The sequence below is a fragment of the Pseudomonas sp. C32 genome (genome assembly GCF_030417915.1).
Lineage (GTDB): Bacteria > Pseudomonadota > Gammaproteobacteria > Pseudomonadales > Pseudomonadaceae > Aquipseudomonas.
The window spans coordinates 69,277-83,140 of the sequence record NZ_JAUHUK010000010.1; the positions used below are offsets into that span (position 1 = coordinate 69,277).

At 59.4% G+C, this 13,864-nt stretch carries 13 protein-coding genes; 10 read left to right on the forward strand and 3 right to left on the reverse strand.

Annotation, left to right across the window (positions count from 1 at the left end):
• The first annotated feature begins 90 nt into the window (after positions 1 to 90).
• From QYH43_RS13350 to QYH43_RS13375, 6 genes are all read left to right on the forward strand, one after another.
• Positions 91 to 2,541 (forward strand): penicillin acylase family protein, encoded by a 2,451-nt coding sequence (locus tag QYH43_RS13350; protein ID WP_301157179.1) that lies wholly within the window; start codon positions 91 to 93, stop codon positions 2,539 to 2,541.
• Positions 2,542 to 2,955: 414 nt separating this feature from the next.
• The gene (locus QYH43_RS13355) at positions 2,956 to 3,738 is read left to right on the forward strand and encodes a transporter substrate-binding domain-containing protein (RefSeq protein ID WP_095058764.1); all 783 of its coding nucleotides are present in this window, start codon (positions 2,956 to 2,958) and stop codon (positions 3,736 to 3,738) included.
• Between the two features lie 56 nt (positions 3,739 to 3,794).
• Positions 3,795 to 4,523, forward strand: coding sequence for an ABC transporter permease (locus QYH43_RS13360; protein WP_301157180.1), 729 nt, complete (start codon positions 3,795 to 3,797; stop codon positions 4,521 to 4,523).
• The gene (locus QYH43_RS13365; RefSeq protein ID WP_301157181.1) at positions 4,520 to 5,230 is read left to right on the forward strand and encodes an ABC transporter permease; all 711 of its coding nucleotides are present in this window, start codon (positions 4,520 to 4,522) and stop codon (positions 5,228 to 5,230) included. Before QYH43_RS13360 ends, QYH43_RS13365 begins: the two co-directional genes overlap by 4 nt.
• A gap of 12 nt (positions 5,231 to 5,242) precedes the next feature.
• Positions 5,243 to 6,361: a succinylglutamate desuccinylase/aspartoacylase family protein gene (locus QYH43_RS13370; RefSeq protein WP_301157182.1), complete on the forward strand. Its 1,119-nt coding sequence runs from the start codon at positions 5,243 to 5,245 to the stop codon at positions 6,359 to 6,361.
• A gap of 13 nt (positions 6,362 to 6,374) precedes the next feature.
• Positions 6,375 to 7,139, forward strand: a complete 765-nt coding sequence (locus QYH43_RS13375; RefSeq protein ID WP_095058768.1) for an ABC transporter ATP-binding protein — start codon at positions 6,375 to 6,377, stop codon at positions 7,137 to 7,139.
• Positions 7,140 to 7,265: 126 nt separating this feature from the next.
• On the opposite strand, the gene QYH43_RS13380 is transcribed toward QYH43_RS13375, so the two are convergent.
• Together QYH43_RS13380 and dcd are read right to left on the reverse strand one after the other, a co-directional pair.
• Positions 7,266 to 7,475, reverse strand: coding sequence for a hypothetical protein (locus tag QYH43_RS13380; protein WP_095058769.1), 210 nt, complete (start codon positions 7,473 to 7,475; stop codon positions 7,266 to 7,268).
• Positions 7,476 to 7,582: 107 nt separating this feature from the next.
• On the reverse strand, positions 7,583 to 8,149 hold the full coding sequence (gene dcd / locus QYH43_RS13385; RefSeq protein WP_007904652.1) for a dCTP deaminase: 567 nt from the start codon (positions 8,147 to 8,149) through the stop codon (positions 7,583 to 7,585).
• A gap of 353 nt (positions 8,150 to 8,502) precedes the next feature.
• Here dcd and QYH43_RS13390 point away from each other — a divergent pair, with 353 nt between their 5' ends.
• A complete protein-coding gene (locus QYH43_RS13390; protein WP_002554837.1) occupies positions 8,503 to 8,712 on the forward strand; it encodes a cold-shock protein in 210 nt (69 codons plus the stop codon).
• Positions 8,713 to 8,870: 158 nt separating this feature from the next.
• Here the strand turns inward: QYH43_RS13390 and QYH43_RS13395 are convergent, their stop codons facing one another.
• Positions 8,871 to 9,878, reverse strand: coding sequence for a DUF481 domain-containing protein (locus tag QYH43_RS13395; protein WP_301157183.1), 1,008 nt, complete (start codon positions 9,876 to 9,878; stop codon positions 8,871 to 8,873).
• Between the two features lie 161 nt (positions 9,879 to 10,039).
• Between QYH43_RS13395 and QYH43_RS13400 the strand changes: the two genes are divergently transcribed.
• The 3 genes from QYH43_RS13400 (at position 10,040) to QYH43_RS13410 (ending at position 13,856) form a co-directional block, all read left to right on the forward strand.
• Positions 10,040 to 10,393: an MGMT family protein gene (locus QYH43_RS13400; RefSeq protein WP_301157184.1), complete on the forward strand. Its 354-nt coding sequence runs from the start codon at positions 10,040 to 10,042 to the stop codon at positions 10,391 to 10,393.
• A gap of 44 nt (positions 10,394 to 10,437) precedes the next feature.
• Positions 10,438 to 11,997, forward strand: a complete 1,560-nt coding sequence (locus QYH43_RS13405; protein ID WP_301157185.1) for an AmpG family muropeptide MFS transporter — start codon at positions 10,438 to 10,440, stop codon at positions 11,995 to 11,997.
• Positions 11,998 to 12,140: 143 nt separating this feature from the next.
• Positions 12,141 to 13,856 carry a proline--tRNA ligase gene (locus QYH43_RS13410; RefSeq protein ID WP_301157186.1) on the forward strand — a complete coding sequence of 572 codons (1,716 nt, stop codon included), beginning with the start codon at positions 12,141 to 12,143 and terminating at the stop codon, positions 13,854 to 13,856.
• The last annotated feature ends 8 nt before the right edge of the window (positions 13,857 to 13,864 follow it).

Here is a 13,864-nt window from a genome sequence, read left to right on the forward strand (position 1 = left end):
AGAAATAACCTCTTGCCCCGCTTGCGCGGCCATCGCCTGCTCACTAACGTAGCGGCTTTATTGCGCCACCACCCCCGCAGGAGCTTTGCCATGGCCTCGCCAGCCCTTACTCATTTTCTACCCCGGTTCGGCGTTGCCGCAGCAGTGGCCGGCGTTTTGAGCCTGACCGGTTGTCAGACTTTCAACGCCCAGGACACCCTCCCGCCGACCTCAGGCATGCAGCCGCTCAAGGGTCTGGCGCAAAACGTTTCCGTGCGACGCAATGCCATGGGCATGCCGCTGATCGAAAGCAACAGTTTCCACGACGCACTGTTCGCCCTCGGTTATGTGCACGCCAGCGACCGCATCACGCAAATGGCCACCCTGCGCCTGCTTGCTCAGGGCCGCCTCTCCGAAATGCACGGCGCGGAACTGCTGGATGCCGACCGCTACATGCGCGCCGTCAACCTGAAGAAAAATGCCGGTGAGTTGTACAAAGCGTCTTCGCCGCGGCTCAAGCGCTTCTTTGAAGTCTATGCGCGCGGGGTCAATGCTTACCTGTTCCGCTACCGCGACAAGTTGCCGGCAGACCTTGCCGCCACCGGTTACAAGCCTGAATACTGGCAGCCGGAAGACTCGGCGCTGATTTTCTGCCTGCTGAACTTCAGTCAGTCGGCCAACTTGCCGGAAGAAATCTCCTCGTTGGTGCTGGCGCAAACGGTGACCACCGACAAACTCGCGTGGCTGTCGCCGTCCGCGCCCGACGAAAAACTGCCTGCGGCCGAAAGCGAAAAGCTGCAAGGCCTCAAGCTCAACGGACAAATCCCGGGGCTGGCGCAAATCAGCAAGGCCACCGCACAACTGTCTGACCTGAACCTGCTGGGCGCCACTTCGTCGAACAACTGGGCCATCGCCCCACAACGCAGCCGCAGCGGTAAAAGCCTGCTGGCCAGCGACAGCCACGGCCCGCTGGGCGTCCCGTCATTGTTCAGTTACGTGCAGATCCGCGCGCCGAAGTATCAGGCATCCGGTGTGACCATCGCCGGCTTGCCGATGGTACTGGGTGGTTTCAACGGCAAAGTGGCGTGGAGCATGACGTCCGTCATGGGTGACAACCAGGATCTGTTCCTGGAGAAAGTCAAACGCCAGGGCAACGCCATCACCTACGAAAACGCCGGCAAGTGGCAACCAGTGATCGTGCGCAACGAGACCTATTTCGTCAAAGGCCAGCGACCGATTCGCGAAGCGGTCTACGAAACCCGCCATGGTCCGCTGCTCAACAGCGCCCAAGGCACCACGCTGGCCAATGGTTTCGGCCTGGCCTTGCAGACGCCAAGCTTCACCGATGACAAAACCCTGGATGCGTTCTTCGACCTGACCCGCGCCCAGAGCGTCGAGAAAGCCTCGGACGCCAGTCGCGAAATCCGCGCCATCGCGTTGAATCTGGTGTTTGCCGATGCCAGCAACATTGGCTGGCAAGTCACCGGCCGCTACCCGAACCGGCGCGAAGGCGAAGGCCTGCTGCCCTCGCCGGGTTGGGAAGGTCGTTACGACTGGGACGGTTATGCCGACCCGATGCTGCACCCCTACGACCAGGACCCGGCCCAAGGCTGGCTCGGCACCGCCAACCAGCGGGTTATCCCCCATGGTTACGGCATGCAACTGTCCAACTCATGGTCGGCACCGGAACGTGGCGAGCGCTTGGCTGAACTGGCCGGCGCAGGCAAACACGACAGCCGCAGCATGATCGCCATGCAGTATGACCAGACCACCACCTTCGCCGCCAAACTGAAGAAAATGTTCGAGGCGCCGGGCATGTCCCAGCCACTCAAACAAGCCATCGACGCACTGCCGGTGGCCGATCGCGCCAAGGCAAACGAAGCCTTCAGCCGCTTGATGGCCTTCGACGGCAAACTGGGCCCGGCGTCCACCGACGCGGCGATCTACCAGCTGTTCCTGCAAGAAAGCACCCGGCAGATTTTCCTCGATGAACTGGGCCCGGAAAGCAGCCCGGCGTGGAAAGCCTTTGTCGCAGATGGCAAGTTGTCCTACGCGGCGCAAGCGGATCACCTGCTGGGCCGCGAAGACAGCCCGTTCTGGGATGACGCACGCACCGCGCAGAAAGAAGACAAACCGGCGATCCTCGCGCGCAGCCTTGCGGCAGCGATCAGCGCGGGCGACAGCCAGTTGGGCGGTAATCACAAGGCCTGGCAGTGGGGCAAACTGCATCGCTATGAATGGAAGAACGCCGGCGGCCAGACCGTGCGTGGCCCTGTTCCGGCGGGCGGCGATCACACCACCCTCAACACCGCCGCGTTCGCCTGGGGCCAGGACTTCAATACCACGCTGGCGCCGGCCATGCGCCTGATCGTCGACTTCAGCCAGTCCGAACCGCTGATGGCCCAGAACGGCACCGGCCAGTCTGGCAATCCGGTCAGCCCGAACTACCTCAACAGCGTCGATCCGTGGCTCAAGGGCCAGTACATGAGCCTGCCGATGCAGCCGCAAAACTTCGACAATGCCTATGGCAAGTCGCGGTTGACCCTTACCCCCGGGAAATAAACTCCGCCCTTAGTGGGAGCGAGCCTGCTCGCTCCTACAGGGGACGGTGATGGGTCCCGAAGATGTGTACTGCCCCATCGGGGATTTCTACATCGACCCGCGGCGACCGGTCGAACGCTCGGTGATCACCCGGTTTCACCGCTGGTAGAGGGTTACAGCGGGTTCGACCTGCAGGATCTGCTCGGATAAGCCTTTGGCCCACTTCGGATTCGATTCTTTTCGTGCCAATCCGGTGCGGCCATTTCCTTGCGCCCGTTTTCGTGCATAAATCGTGCTCCGGCCGTTCGTCGCGCACCTTTTAAAACGCTCGTTCGCCACTCTGGTTCGGAAATTGCTACTTTCTTAAGGTCTTACGCGTTCCAGTAACAATAATTCTGCGCCACAAGCGCTCATATTGGTTTTAGGGATTGAATAATGAAAAAAGCATTGCTGACCCTTTCTGCACTGGCGTTGTGCGTGGCTGGTGGCTCCGCCATGGCGAAGGAGTACAAAGAATTGCGTTTCGGCGTTGACCCTTCCTACGCACCGTTCGAGTCGAAAGCGGCCGACGGCAACCTGGTGGGCTTCGACATCGATCTGGGGAACGCAATCTGCGCCGAGCTGAAGGTCAAGTGCAAATGGGTCGAAAGCGATTTCGACGGCATGATTCCAGGCCTCAAAGCCAATAAATTCGACGGCGTTATCTCGTCGATGACCGTGACCCCGGCCCGCGAAAAAGTCATCGACTTCTCCAGCGAGCTGTTCTCCGGTCCAACCGCTTACGTGTCCAAGAAAGGCTCCGGCATCACCGCCGACGTCGCGTCGCTCAAGGGTAAAACCGTTGGCTACGAACAAGGCACCATCCAGGAAGCCTACGCCAAAGCCGTGCTCGACAAGGCGGGCGTGAAAACCCAGGCCTATCAGAACCAGGACCAGGTGTATTCCGACCTGACTTCCGGCCGTCTCGACGCCGGGATCCAGGACATGCTGCAAGCTGAACTGGGCTTCCTGAAGTCGCCAAATGGCGCCGGTTACGATATCAGCGAGCCTGTCGACAGCGAACTGCTGCCAGCCAAAACTGCGATCGGTATTAAGAAAGGTAACACCGAGCTGAAAGCACTTTTGGATAAAGGTATCAAAGCGTTACACGATGACGGCACCTACGCCACCATTCAGAAGAAACACTTTGGCGATCTGAATCTGTACAGCGGCAAGTAATGCCCGGCGCCCATCTCGCGATGGGCGCTTTTTTTATCCGATCAGGTTGCTGATTTATGTTCGAAAACCTCTTACAAAATCTGGGGCTCTCCGCCTTCAGCCTCAAGGGCTTCGGTCCGCTGTTGCTGGAAGGCACCTGGATGACGATCAAATTATCGGCGATGTCGCTGCTGGTGGCCGTATTGCTCGGCCTGCTCGGCGCCAGTGCCAAACTGTCAAAAGTCAAACTGCTGCGCCTGGTTGCCCAGTGCTACACCACGCTGATTCGCGGCGTGCCCGATCTGGTGCTGATGCTGCTGATCTTCTACAGCCTGCAAACCTGGCTGACGTCGTTCACTGACTACATGGAATGGGAATACATCGAAATCAACCCGTTCAGTGCCGGGGTCATCACCCTGGGCTTTATCTACGGCGCCTACTTCACCGAAACGTTCCGCGGCGCGATCCTCGCCGTCCCGCGGGGCCAGGTCGAAGCTGCCACGGCCTACGGTCTCAAGCGCGGCCAGCGTTTCTGGATCGTGGTGTTTCCGCAAATGATGCGTTTCGCCCTGCCGGGCATCGGCAATAACTGGATGGTGATGCTCAAGGCCACGGCGCTGGTCTCGATCATCGGCCTGGCCGATCTGGTCAAAGCCGCCCAGGACGCCGGTAAAAGCACTTACCAGCTGTTTTATTTCCTGGTGCTTGCCGCAGTGATCTATCTGCTGATCACCAGCGCCTCGAACTTCGTCCTGCGCTGGCTCGAACGTCGCTACTCCGCCGGAACCCGGGAGGCCGTACGATGATCGAGCTTCTTCAGGAATACTGGCGCCCCTTTCTTTACAGCGACGGCAACAACATCACCGGCCTTGCCATGACGATGTGGCTGCTGAGTGCTTCGATTTTCATTGGCTTTCTGGTGTCGATTCCGCTGTCTATCGCACGAGTGTCGCCGCACCGCCACATCCGCTGGCCGGTGCAGTTCTACACTTACCTGTTCCGTGGTACGCCGCTGTATATCCAGCTGTTGATCTGCTACACGGGGATCTACAGCCTGGCCGCCATTCGCGCCCAACCGGTACTCGATGCATTTTTTCGCGATGCGATGAATTGCACGATCCTGGCCTTCGCCTTGAATACCTGCGCCTACACCACGGAGATTTTCGCCGGGGCGATTCGCAGCATGAACCATGGCGAAGTCGAAGCCGCCAAGGCGTATGGTCTGACCGGCTGGAAGCTGTATGCCTACGTGATCATGCCGTCAGCCCTGCGTCGTTCGTTGCCTTACTACAGCAACGAAGTGATTCTGATGCTGCACTCGACCACCGTGGCCTTCACCGCGACCATCCCTGACGTGCTCAAAGTCGCTCGGGACGCCAACTCGGCGACATTCCTGACCTTCCAGTCGTTCGGTATCGCCGCGCTGATCTACCTGACCGTCACCTTTGCGCTGGTCGGCCTGTTCCGTCTCGCCGAACGCCGCTGGCTGGCCTTTCTCGGGCCGACCCACTAGGACAACTTGCAAATGCGCCACCAGATTCACGATCTGCTGGCCCCGCTGCCGGGGACCGCACGACAGATCCACAGCTTTCACTTCGGCCCACAGCCGAGCCACCGCAAGATCTACATCCAGGCCTCCCTTCACGCCGACGAGATGCCCGGCATGCTGGTCGCCTGGCACCTCAAGCAACGCCTGACAGAACTGGAGGCCGCCGGTCGCCTGCACAGCGAAATCGTGCTGGTGCCCATCGCCAACCCGGTCGGGCTGGAACAGGTGTTGATGGATGTGCCGCTCGGCCGTTACGAGTTGGAAAGCGGCCAGAACTTCAACCGCTGGTTTGTCGACCTCAGTGAAGAAGTCGGTAACGAGATCGAGGGCAAGCTCGGCGACGATCCGCAGCACAACCTGCAACTGATTCGCAGCTGCCTGCGCGATGCGCTGGCCCGACAGAGCGCCGACACCCAACTGCAATCCCAGCGCCTGATCCTGCAACGACTGGCCTGCGATGCGGATATGGTGCTGGACCTGCATTGCGATTTCGAAGCGGTCGCGCACCTGTACACCACGCCTGAAGCCTGGCCGCAGGTTGAGCCGCTGGCCCGGTACATCGGGGCCGAGGCCAGCCTGTTGGCCACCGATTCCGGCGGCCAGTCGTTCGACGAATGCTTCACCCTGCTCTGGTGGCAGTTGAAGGAACGCTTCGGCGAGCACTTCGACATTCCGCCGGGCAGTTTTTCGGTAACCGTCGAACTGCGCGGCCAGGGCGACGTCAATCACCCGCTGGCCAGCATCGATTGCCAGGCGCTGATCGATTATTTGATCCATTACGGCGCGATTGCCGGTGAACCTGCGCCCCTGCCCGACCTGCCTTACCCGGCGACGCCGCTGGCCGGTGTCGAGCCGGTGACCACTCCCGTGGGCGGACTGCTGGTGTTCGCCGCGCTGCCGGGGGAATACCTGGAAGCCGGGCAATTGATCGCCGAAATCATTGACCCGATCATCGATCGCGTCACCCCTGTTCATTGCTCCGCCGCCGGGCTGATGTACGCCCGCTCGCTGCGCCGCATGGCCACCGCCGGCATGGTGATCGCCCATGTCGCGGGCGCCGAAGCCTATCGCAGCGGCTACCTACTTTCGCCTTGAGGATGCATGCCCCATGTACAAATTGACCATCGAAGGCCTGCATAAAAGCTACGGCGATCATGAAGTCCTCAAAGGTGTTTCGCTAAAGGCCAAGACCGGCGACGTCATCAGCCTGATCGGCGCCAGCGGCTCGGGTAAAAGTACCTTTTTGCGCTGCATCAACTTTCTCGAACAGCCCAATGACGGTGCCATGAGCCTGGACGGCCAGAACATCCGCATGATCAAGGATCGTCAAGGCATGCACGTGGCTGACGCCGATGAACTGCAACGGATCCGCACCCGGCTGGCCATGGTGTTTCAGCATTTCAACCTGTGGAGCCACATGACGGTGCTGGAAAACATCACCATGGCCCCGCGCCGGGTGCTGGGCTGCGACAAAAAAGAAGCCGAAGACCGCGCCCGACGCTATCTCGACAAGGTGGGCCTGGCGTCCCGGGTGGCGGACCAGTACCCGGCATTCCTGTCCGGTGGTCAGCAACAGCGGGTAGCGATTGCGCGCGCACTGGCCATGGAGCCGGAGGTCATGCTGTTTGACGAACCGACCTCGGCACTGGACCCGGAGTTGGTGGGTGAAGTGCTCAAGGTGATCCAAGGCCTGGCCGAGGAAGGCCGGACCATGATCATGGTGACCCACGAAATGAGCTTCGCCCGCAAAGTATCGAGCCAGGTGCTGTTTCTGCATCAGGGGCTGGTGGAGGAAGAAGGCGCGCCGGAAGACGTGCTGGGCAATCCAAAGAGCGAGCGTTTGAAGCAGTTCCTCAGCGGCAACCTGAAGTAAAACAGCCGGTGACGTCCTGCAGGAGCTACGAGGCAGCGATCTTTTGATCTTCAATGGTTAAAAAAACATCAAGATCAAAAGATCGCAGCCTGAGGCAGCTCAGGTTCGGATTCACTTCAGACAGCCTCAGGCCACAGGCGCAGGCGGCGGCTCATCCGGCAGCGTTGGCTCGCCCGGTTCGTTAGGCTGTTCGTTCGGGGTATCGGGATCAGGCTGGCCCGGAATGCCACCGGCCATGCTGATGGGCGGGTGTGCCAACAAGGACCAGGCCAGCACGCCAACCTGATTGGGCTCAAGCCTTGCCAGTTCGGCACTGATTCGCGGGTCGATCTTCATAACGCACTCCTGAGCGATGGCCCGGTCCGCCTTGCGCGGATCGGAGCAGTACACCCCATAGAGTGTACGCTCGCTCAAGAATTCCCACGGTTTGTCAGACGGCTGACTCAGGTCCGCGGCAGGGTCACGCCACGCTGGCCCTGGTACTTGCCGCCACGGTCCTTGTAGGACACTTCACATTCTTCGTCAGACTCGAGGAACAGCATCTGCGCCACGCCTTCGTTGGCGTAGATCTTCGCCGGCAGGTTGGTGGTGTTGGAGAATTCCAGGGTTACGTGACCTTCCCACTCAGGTTCAAGCGGCGTGACGTTGACGATGATGCCGCACCGCGCGTAAGTGCTTTTACCCAGGCAAATGGTCAATACATTGCGCGGAATACGGAAGTATTCGACGGTGCTGGCCAGGGCGAAGGAGTTCGGCGGAATGATGCACACGTCGCTATGGATGTCGACGAAGCTGCCGGCATCGAAGTTCTTCGGATCGACGATGGCCGAGTTGATGTTGGTGAACACCTTGAAATGATTGGTGCAACGCACATCGTAGCCATAGCTCGACACGCCGTAGGAGATCACACGGCTATCGTCGCTGCCGCGCACCTGGCGCTCGACGAAAGGTTCGATCATGCCGTGCTCTTGCGCCATGCGGCGAATCCACTTGTCCGATTTGATGCTCATGGCGGTGTCCTGAATAGCGAGGTGGAGAAAATCTGTCCGGCATCTTACCGGGGCGCGCCGCCGGGTTCAAAGCGCCGCTCGCAATTCTCGACGATCCGGCCGGTTTTAGGGCCCTTCGCAGCAAAACACTGCACCGTCAGTCACTAAAACAGAGAAACCTTCGCAAGAAGCATTGGCACGTTCCGGAAAAAGGGTTAAGGTGGCGCCACTGTGCTGCTTGTGTCACTGAGAATCTCTACACGATATGTTGAATTTCGATCCAACCATCTACAAGAATTTTTCCTGCTCTTTGCACTCAGTCTCGGCCAGGGTTCTTCCTGAGTCGCAGTTATCTTTGTTCAAGGAGTTACACCATGTCTAATCGCCAAACCGGTACCGTTAAGTGGTTCAACGATGAAAAAGGCTTCGGCTTCATCACTCCACAATCCGGTGACGACCTGTTCGTTCACTTCAAAGCTATCCAATCCGACGGCTTCAAAAGCCTGAAAGAAGGCCAACAGGTTTCTTTCATCGCTACCCGCGGTCAGAAAGGCATGCAAGCTGAAGAAGTTCAAGTTATCTAACTTGTACTTGCTTTAGTAAAAAGCCCCGCCCTTAAAAGCGGGGCTTTTTTGTGGGCGAATGTTTTTACCCGCGCAAAAAAAGATCGTAGCCTTCGGCAGCGCCTACAAAGTCATCCGTAGGAGCAGCCGAAGGCTGCGATCTTTTGAGCTTCTGGCGTTTACCAGGTCACGCCAAACCCGGCTGTGTAGCGGGTCTTGTCCAGATCGGCATCGTCGGTGCCGTCGATGATATTGCGTTCCGCCTTCAGATTGAGCGATGCCCAGTCGGTCACCTTGTAGCGCAGGCCTATCTCTGTATCCAGCGCGTAATTGGCCACATCTGTCAGCGGCTTGCCCACCTCGCCGTTAGTGAAGAACTCCACTTTCTTGCCCACCAGGTAACGGTTGTAATCCCACTTCATGGCCACGGAATAGAAGTTCTCCTTGCTGCCGTCGGCGAACTCATAGTCCGTGCGGTTGACCAACGAACCGAGAGAGAACGCGCCCAGCTCATTGTCCCAGAACTGATAACCAGGACCGGTACCGGCCGTGCGCTGGCGGGAAAGATCTTCAACCTTGTCACGCTTGTAGACCAGGCGACCTTGCCAGAACCACTTGTCAGTGAGGAAACGGTCAAGGGAATATTCGCCGCGCCAGTTGTCTGTCGTGACCACGTCATCCTGGAACTCCCGGTTGTACTCGCCTTCGGCGATGTGCCGCCAGCGACCATGGCGCGCAGAAGTCCTGAAGTCGATATCGTAATCGTCGGTGTCATTGTCGGCGCGCTGGTAATCCAGAGCAGCGTCAATGCTGCCCTTCCAGACCAGATCTTCGACCACTGGCTTGGGCTTGAGCATCTGCTGGATGCTCGCGAGCTCGACCGTCTTGGGCGCATCACCATTGACCAGGGTCACCTTGCCATCCTCCGCGGCGTGCAGCGACTTGGTCACCTCCCCGGTGTAGGCATCCTGTTTGACCAACAAGTGCTGGTCACTCTCAAGGGTTTTCACCTTGCTCCAGTCGATCGGTACCGCACCGGCGTACTCGGTCTGGACCAACAACTTTCCGCCATCGAACAGAATGATCTTGCCACTCAACTTGTCACCGTTCTTCAACCAGACGGTATCAGCGAGCAAGGGCATAGAAGCACTGACGACAGCGAGACACAGCAGGGTTCTGGACAACATAAACAGATAGAGGCTCTGGAATTCGAAAAAAGTCGGCATTATCCGCAGGAATAGTGCACTAGCAAGGACTGACCCGACGATTTCTATTGAGTTCATTTCTCAATTGGCGATCCAGGATTTACTCTACAAACGGTACTGTGCATTTTTCAGGAACTCTGGACGTGACCGAATCCCCCCCCGAACCCGAGAGCGCCGCGAAAATCCGACGCACGGCGCTGTATCTGACCCTCGCGCAAGTGCCCGAAGGTAAAGTTGTGAGCTACGGTCAATTGGCCGAGCTCGCGGGACTGGGTCGCGCTGCCCGCTGGGTGGGGCGCACCCTCAGTCAATTGCCGGGCGACAGCAAATTACCCTGGCATCGTGTGCTGGGCGCAGGTGGCCGCCTGAGCCTGCCGGCCGGAAGCCCTTCGGGAGACGAACAGCGTGCCCGACTGCGCATGGAAGGGATCAGTGTCCTGAATAATCGTGTTGATATTCAGCGCCATGGCTGGCGTCCGGTAGAGCACAGCGGTTAGAGTGCGCGCTTTGTTTCCGTATTTCTTGAGGCAGACTTCAGCCCATGCCCCGTAAAACCTGGCGCGCCGCGCTCGCCGCTTATGCCAGCCCATCGACACTTGTGCTGTTGTTGCTTGGTTTCGCCGCCGGCCTGCCCTACATGCTGGTGTTTTCGACGCTTTCGGTCTGGTTGCGTGAAGCCGGTGTGGCTCGCGAAACCATTGGCTACGCAAGCCTGATCGGACTGGCCTACGCCTTCAAGTGGGTCTGGTCCCCCCTGCTCGACCAATGGCGCCTGCCACTGCTGGGCAAACTCGGTCGACGACGATCCTGGCTGGTGCTGTCACAGGCACTGGTGATCCTCGGCCTGGTCGGGATGGGCTTCTGCGACCCGCAAAAGCATCTGTCCTGGCTGATCGCCATCGCTGTTGTGGTGGCCTTTGCTTCGGCCACGCAAGACATCGCGGTGGATGCCTATCGCCTGGAAATTGCCGACGACAGCCGTCAGGCCGCCCTGGCCGCCAGTTACATGTCCGGGTATCGGATAGCCGCCCTGCTGGCCACGGCCGGCGCCCTGTTCTTCGCGGAAGGTTTTGGTTCCACAGGTTTCAATTACAAGCATTCGGCATGGGCCGGTACGTATCTGCTGTTCGGCGCCTTGATGGTTCCCGCCCTGCTGACCTCGCTGTTCATGCGCGAACCACCAGTGCCGCTGCGCACACAACTGCAGGCCGGGCGCTACAGCTTTGTGCATCAACTGGCTTCGGTGTTTGTCCTGATCGTGCTGCTGGTGTCTGTACCCGCCATGTTCACCCAGCTCTACAACACCGATTTCGCCAGCGTGCTGTTCGAAGGCGCGAGCGTGCTCGACCTGCTGCTCGAGGACCGCGCCTTCCTGCGGGCGATCCTCTACACACTCTTTACCGCTCTGTGTCTGTCAGCCATGGGACGCCGTGGTCTGGCGCCGGTGCTGACGCCGGTCAACGACTTCATCCTGCGTTACCGCTGGCAAGCGCTACTGCTGCTCGGGCTGATCGCCACCTATCGGATGTCTGACACGGTCATGGGCGTGATGGCCAACGTGTTTTACATCGACCAGGGCTTCACCAAGGACCAGATCGCCAGTGTCAGCAAAATTTTCGGCCTGATCATGACCCTTGTGGGCGCCGGCATGGGTGGCCTGCTGATCGTGCGATTCGGCATTCTGCCGATCCTTTTCATCGGCGGCGTCGCCTCGGCGGGCACCAACATCCTGTTCCTGATGCTCGCCGACATGGGCGCCAACCTGAACATGTTGATCCTGACCATTTCCCTGGACAACTTCAGTTCCGGCCTGGCCACTTCGGCGTTCGTCGCCTATCTGTCGAGCCTGACCAACCTCAAGTTCTCCGCCACCCAGTACGCCCTGCTCAGTTCGATCATGCTGCTGCTGCCGCGGCTGATCGGCGGTTATTCAGGCGTCATGGTGGAAAAATTCGGTTACCACAATTTTTTCCTGATCACCGCCCTGCTGGGCGTCCCGACACTGCTGCTGATCGCCCTGCACTGGTTCCAGGAGAACCGTCACGCAGGCCCGACCCCAAGGCAGGAACCGGTGCCGACCCAGGTCGCGGAAGAATCGTAAGAAGCTTTTTGCAGGAACCTTTGCAGCGGGCGGCGTGAAATCCGCCCGCCGCCACACCACCGACCGCACGCCTGTACGCCAGCGGATCTCGCCCGTACAATGCTCCGTCATATTTCGTCATCAGCAAGCGATAACGGCCAACCATGCGCACCAGTCAATTTTTGCTCGCCACACAGAAAGAAACGCCTTCCGACGCGGTCGTGATCAGCCACCAGCTGATGCTGCGCGCCGGCATGATCCGCAAACTCGCTTCGGGCCTGTACACCTGGCTGCCGATGGGCCTGCGGGTAATGCGCAAGGTCGAAGCTGTCGTTCGTGAAGAAATGAACGCCGCCGGCTCTCTCGAAGTGTTGATGCCGAGCACTCAACCGGCTGAGCTGTGGCAGGAATCCGGTCGCTGGGAAGAATACGGCCCTGAATTGCTGCGCTTCAAGGATCGCCATGGCCGCGACTTCTGCGCCGGCCCGACCCACGAAGAAGTTATCACCGACCTGATGCGCAACGAATTGAGCAGCTACAAGCAGCTGCCAATCAACCTGTATCAGATCCAGACCAAATTCCGTGACGAAATCCGTCCTCGCTTCGGTTTGATGCGCGGCCGCGAATTCATCATGAAGGACGCCTACTCGTTCCATGCTGACCAGCCGTCGCTACAGGTCACCTACGACCGCATGCACCAGGCTTACTGCAACGTATTTACTCGCCTGGGCCTGAAGTTCCGCCCGGTAGAAGCCGACAACGGCTCCATCGGCGGCGCCGGCTCCCATGAGTTCCACGTACTGGCCGAATCCGGCGAAGACGACATCGTCTTCAGCAACGGTTCCGACTACGCGGCGAACATCGAGAAAGCCGAGGCTGTACCGCGCGAAACCTCCCGCGCCGCGCCGAGCGAAGAGCTGCGCCTGATCGACACCCCGAACGCCAAGACCATCGCGCAACTGGTCGAAGGCTTCAACCTGCCGATCGAGAAAACCATCAAGACCCTCGTGGTTCACGCTGAAGAGCCAGGCAAGTTGATTGCCCTGATCATCCGTGGCGACCACGAGCTGAACGAAATCAAGGCCGCCAACCAGCCAGGCGTTGCCAGCCCGCTGGTCATGGCCTCCGAAAGCGAGCTTCGCGACGCCATCGGCGCCGGTGCCGGCTCCCTCGGCCCGCTGAACCTGCCGCTGCCGATCATCATCGACCGTTCGGTCGAGCTGATGAGCGACTTCGGCATTGGTGCCAACATCGACGACAAGCACTACTTCGGCGTGAACTGGGAGCGCGACCTGCCCGTTCCAACCGTGGCTGACCTGCGCAATGTCGTTGCCGGCGATCCAAGCCCGGATGGCAAAGGCACCCTGGAAATCAAGCGCGGTATCGAAGTCGGACACATCTTCCAGCTGGGCAACAAGTACAGCAAGGCGATGAAGTGCGAAGTTCTGGGCGAAAACGGCAAGCCGGTCACCCTGGAAATGGGTTGCTACGGCATCGGCGTGTCCCGCGTAGTGGCTGCGGCCATTGAGCAGAACAACGACGAAAAAGGGATCATCTGGAGCGACACCCTCGCACCTTTCCAGATTGCCCTGGTGCCATTGCGCTACGAAACCGAACAAGTTCGCGAAGCGACCGACAAGCTCTATGCGGAACTGACCGCAGCCGGCTTCGAAGTGCTGCTGGACGACCGCGACAAGAAAACCAGCCCGGGCATCAAGTTCGCAGACATGGAACTGATCGGCATTCCGCACCGGATCGTGGTCAGTGACCGCGGCCTCGCCGAAGGCAACCTGGAATACAAGAGCCGCACCGAGGCCGAGGCGCAAGCGCTGCCGGTCGCAGACGTGTTGTCTTTCCTTCAGGCCCGTATCCGCCGCTGAATCCAGAT

Coding starts and splice junctions, on each gene's coding strand:
- QYH43_RS13350 (WP_301157179.1), top strand. CDS start 91: ATGGCCTCGCCAGCCCTTACTCATTTTCTACCCCGGTTCGGCGTTGCC.
- QYH43_RS13355 (WP_095058764.1), top strand. CDS start 2,956: ATGAAAAAAGCATTGCTGACCCTTTCTGCACTGGCGTTGTGCGTGGCT.
- QYH43_RS13360 (WP_301157180.1), top strand. CDS start 3,795: ATGTTCGAAAACCTCTTACAAAATCTGGGGCTCTCCGCCTTCAGCCTC.
- QYH43_RS13365 (WP_301157181.1), top strand. CDS start 4,520: ATGATCGAGCTTCTTCAGGAATACTGGCGCCCCTTTCTTTACAGCGAC.
- QYH43_RS13370 (WP_301157182.1), top strand. CDS start 5,243: ATGCGCCACCAGATTCACGATCTGCTGGCCCCGCTGCCGGGGACCGCA.
- QYH43_RS13375 (WP_095058768.1), top strand. CDS start 6,375: ATGTACAAATTGACCATCGAAGGCCTGCATAAAAGCTACGGCGATCAT.
- QYH43_RS13380 (WP_095058769.1), bottom strand. CDS start 7,475: ATGAAGATCGACCCGCGAATCAGTGCCGAACTGGCAAGGCTTGAGCCC.
- dcd (WP_007904652.1), bottom strand. CDS start 8,149: ATGAGCATCAAATCGGACAAGTGGATTCGCCGCATGGCGCAAGAGCAC.
- QYH43_RS13390 (WP_002554837.1), top strand. CDS start 8,503: ATGTCTAATCGCCAAACCGGTACCGTTAAGTGGTTCAACGATGAAAAA.
- QYH43_RS13395 (WP_301157183.1), bottom strand. CDS start 9,878: ATGTTGTCCAGAACCCTGCTGTGTCTCGCTGTCGTCAGTGCTTCTATG.
- QYH43_RS13405 (WP_301157185.1), top strand. CDS start 10,438: ATGCCCCGTAAAACCTGGCGCGCCGCGCTCGCCGCTTATGCCAGCCCA.
- QYH43_RS13410 (WP_301157186.1), top strand. CDS start 12,141: ATGCGCACCAGTCAATTTTTGCTCGCCACACAGAAAGAAACGCCTTCC.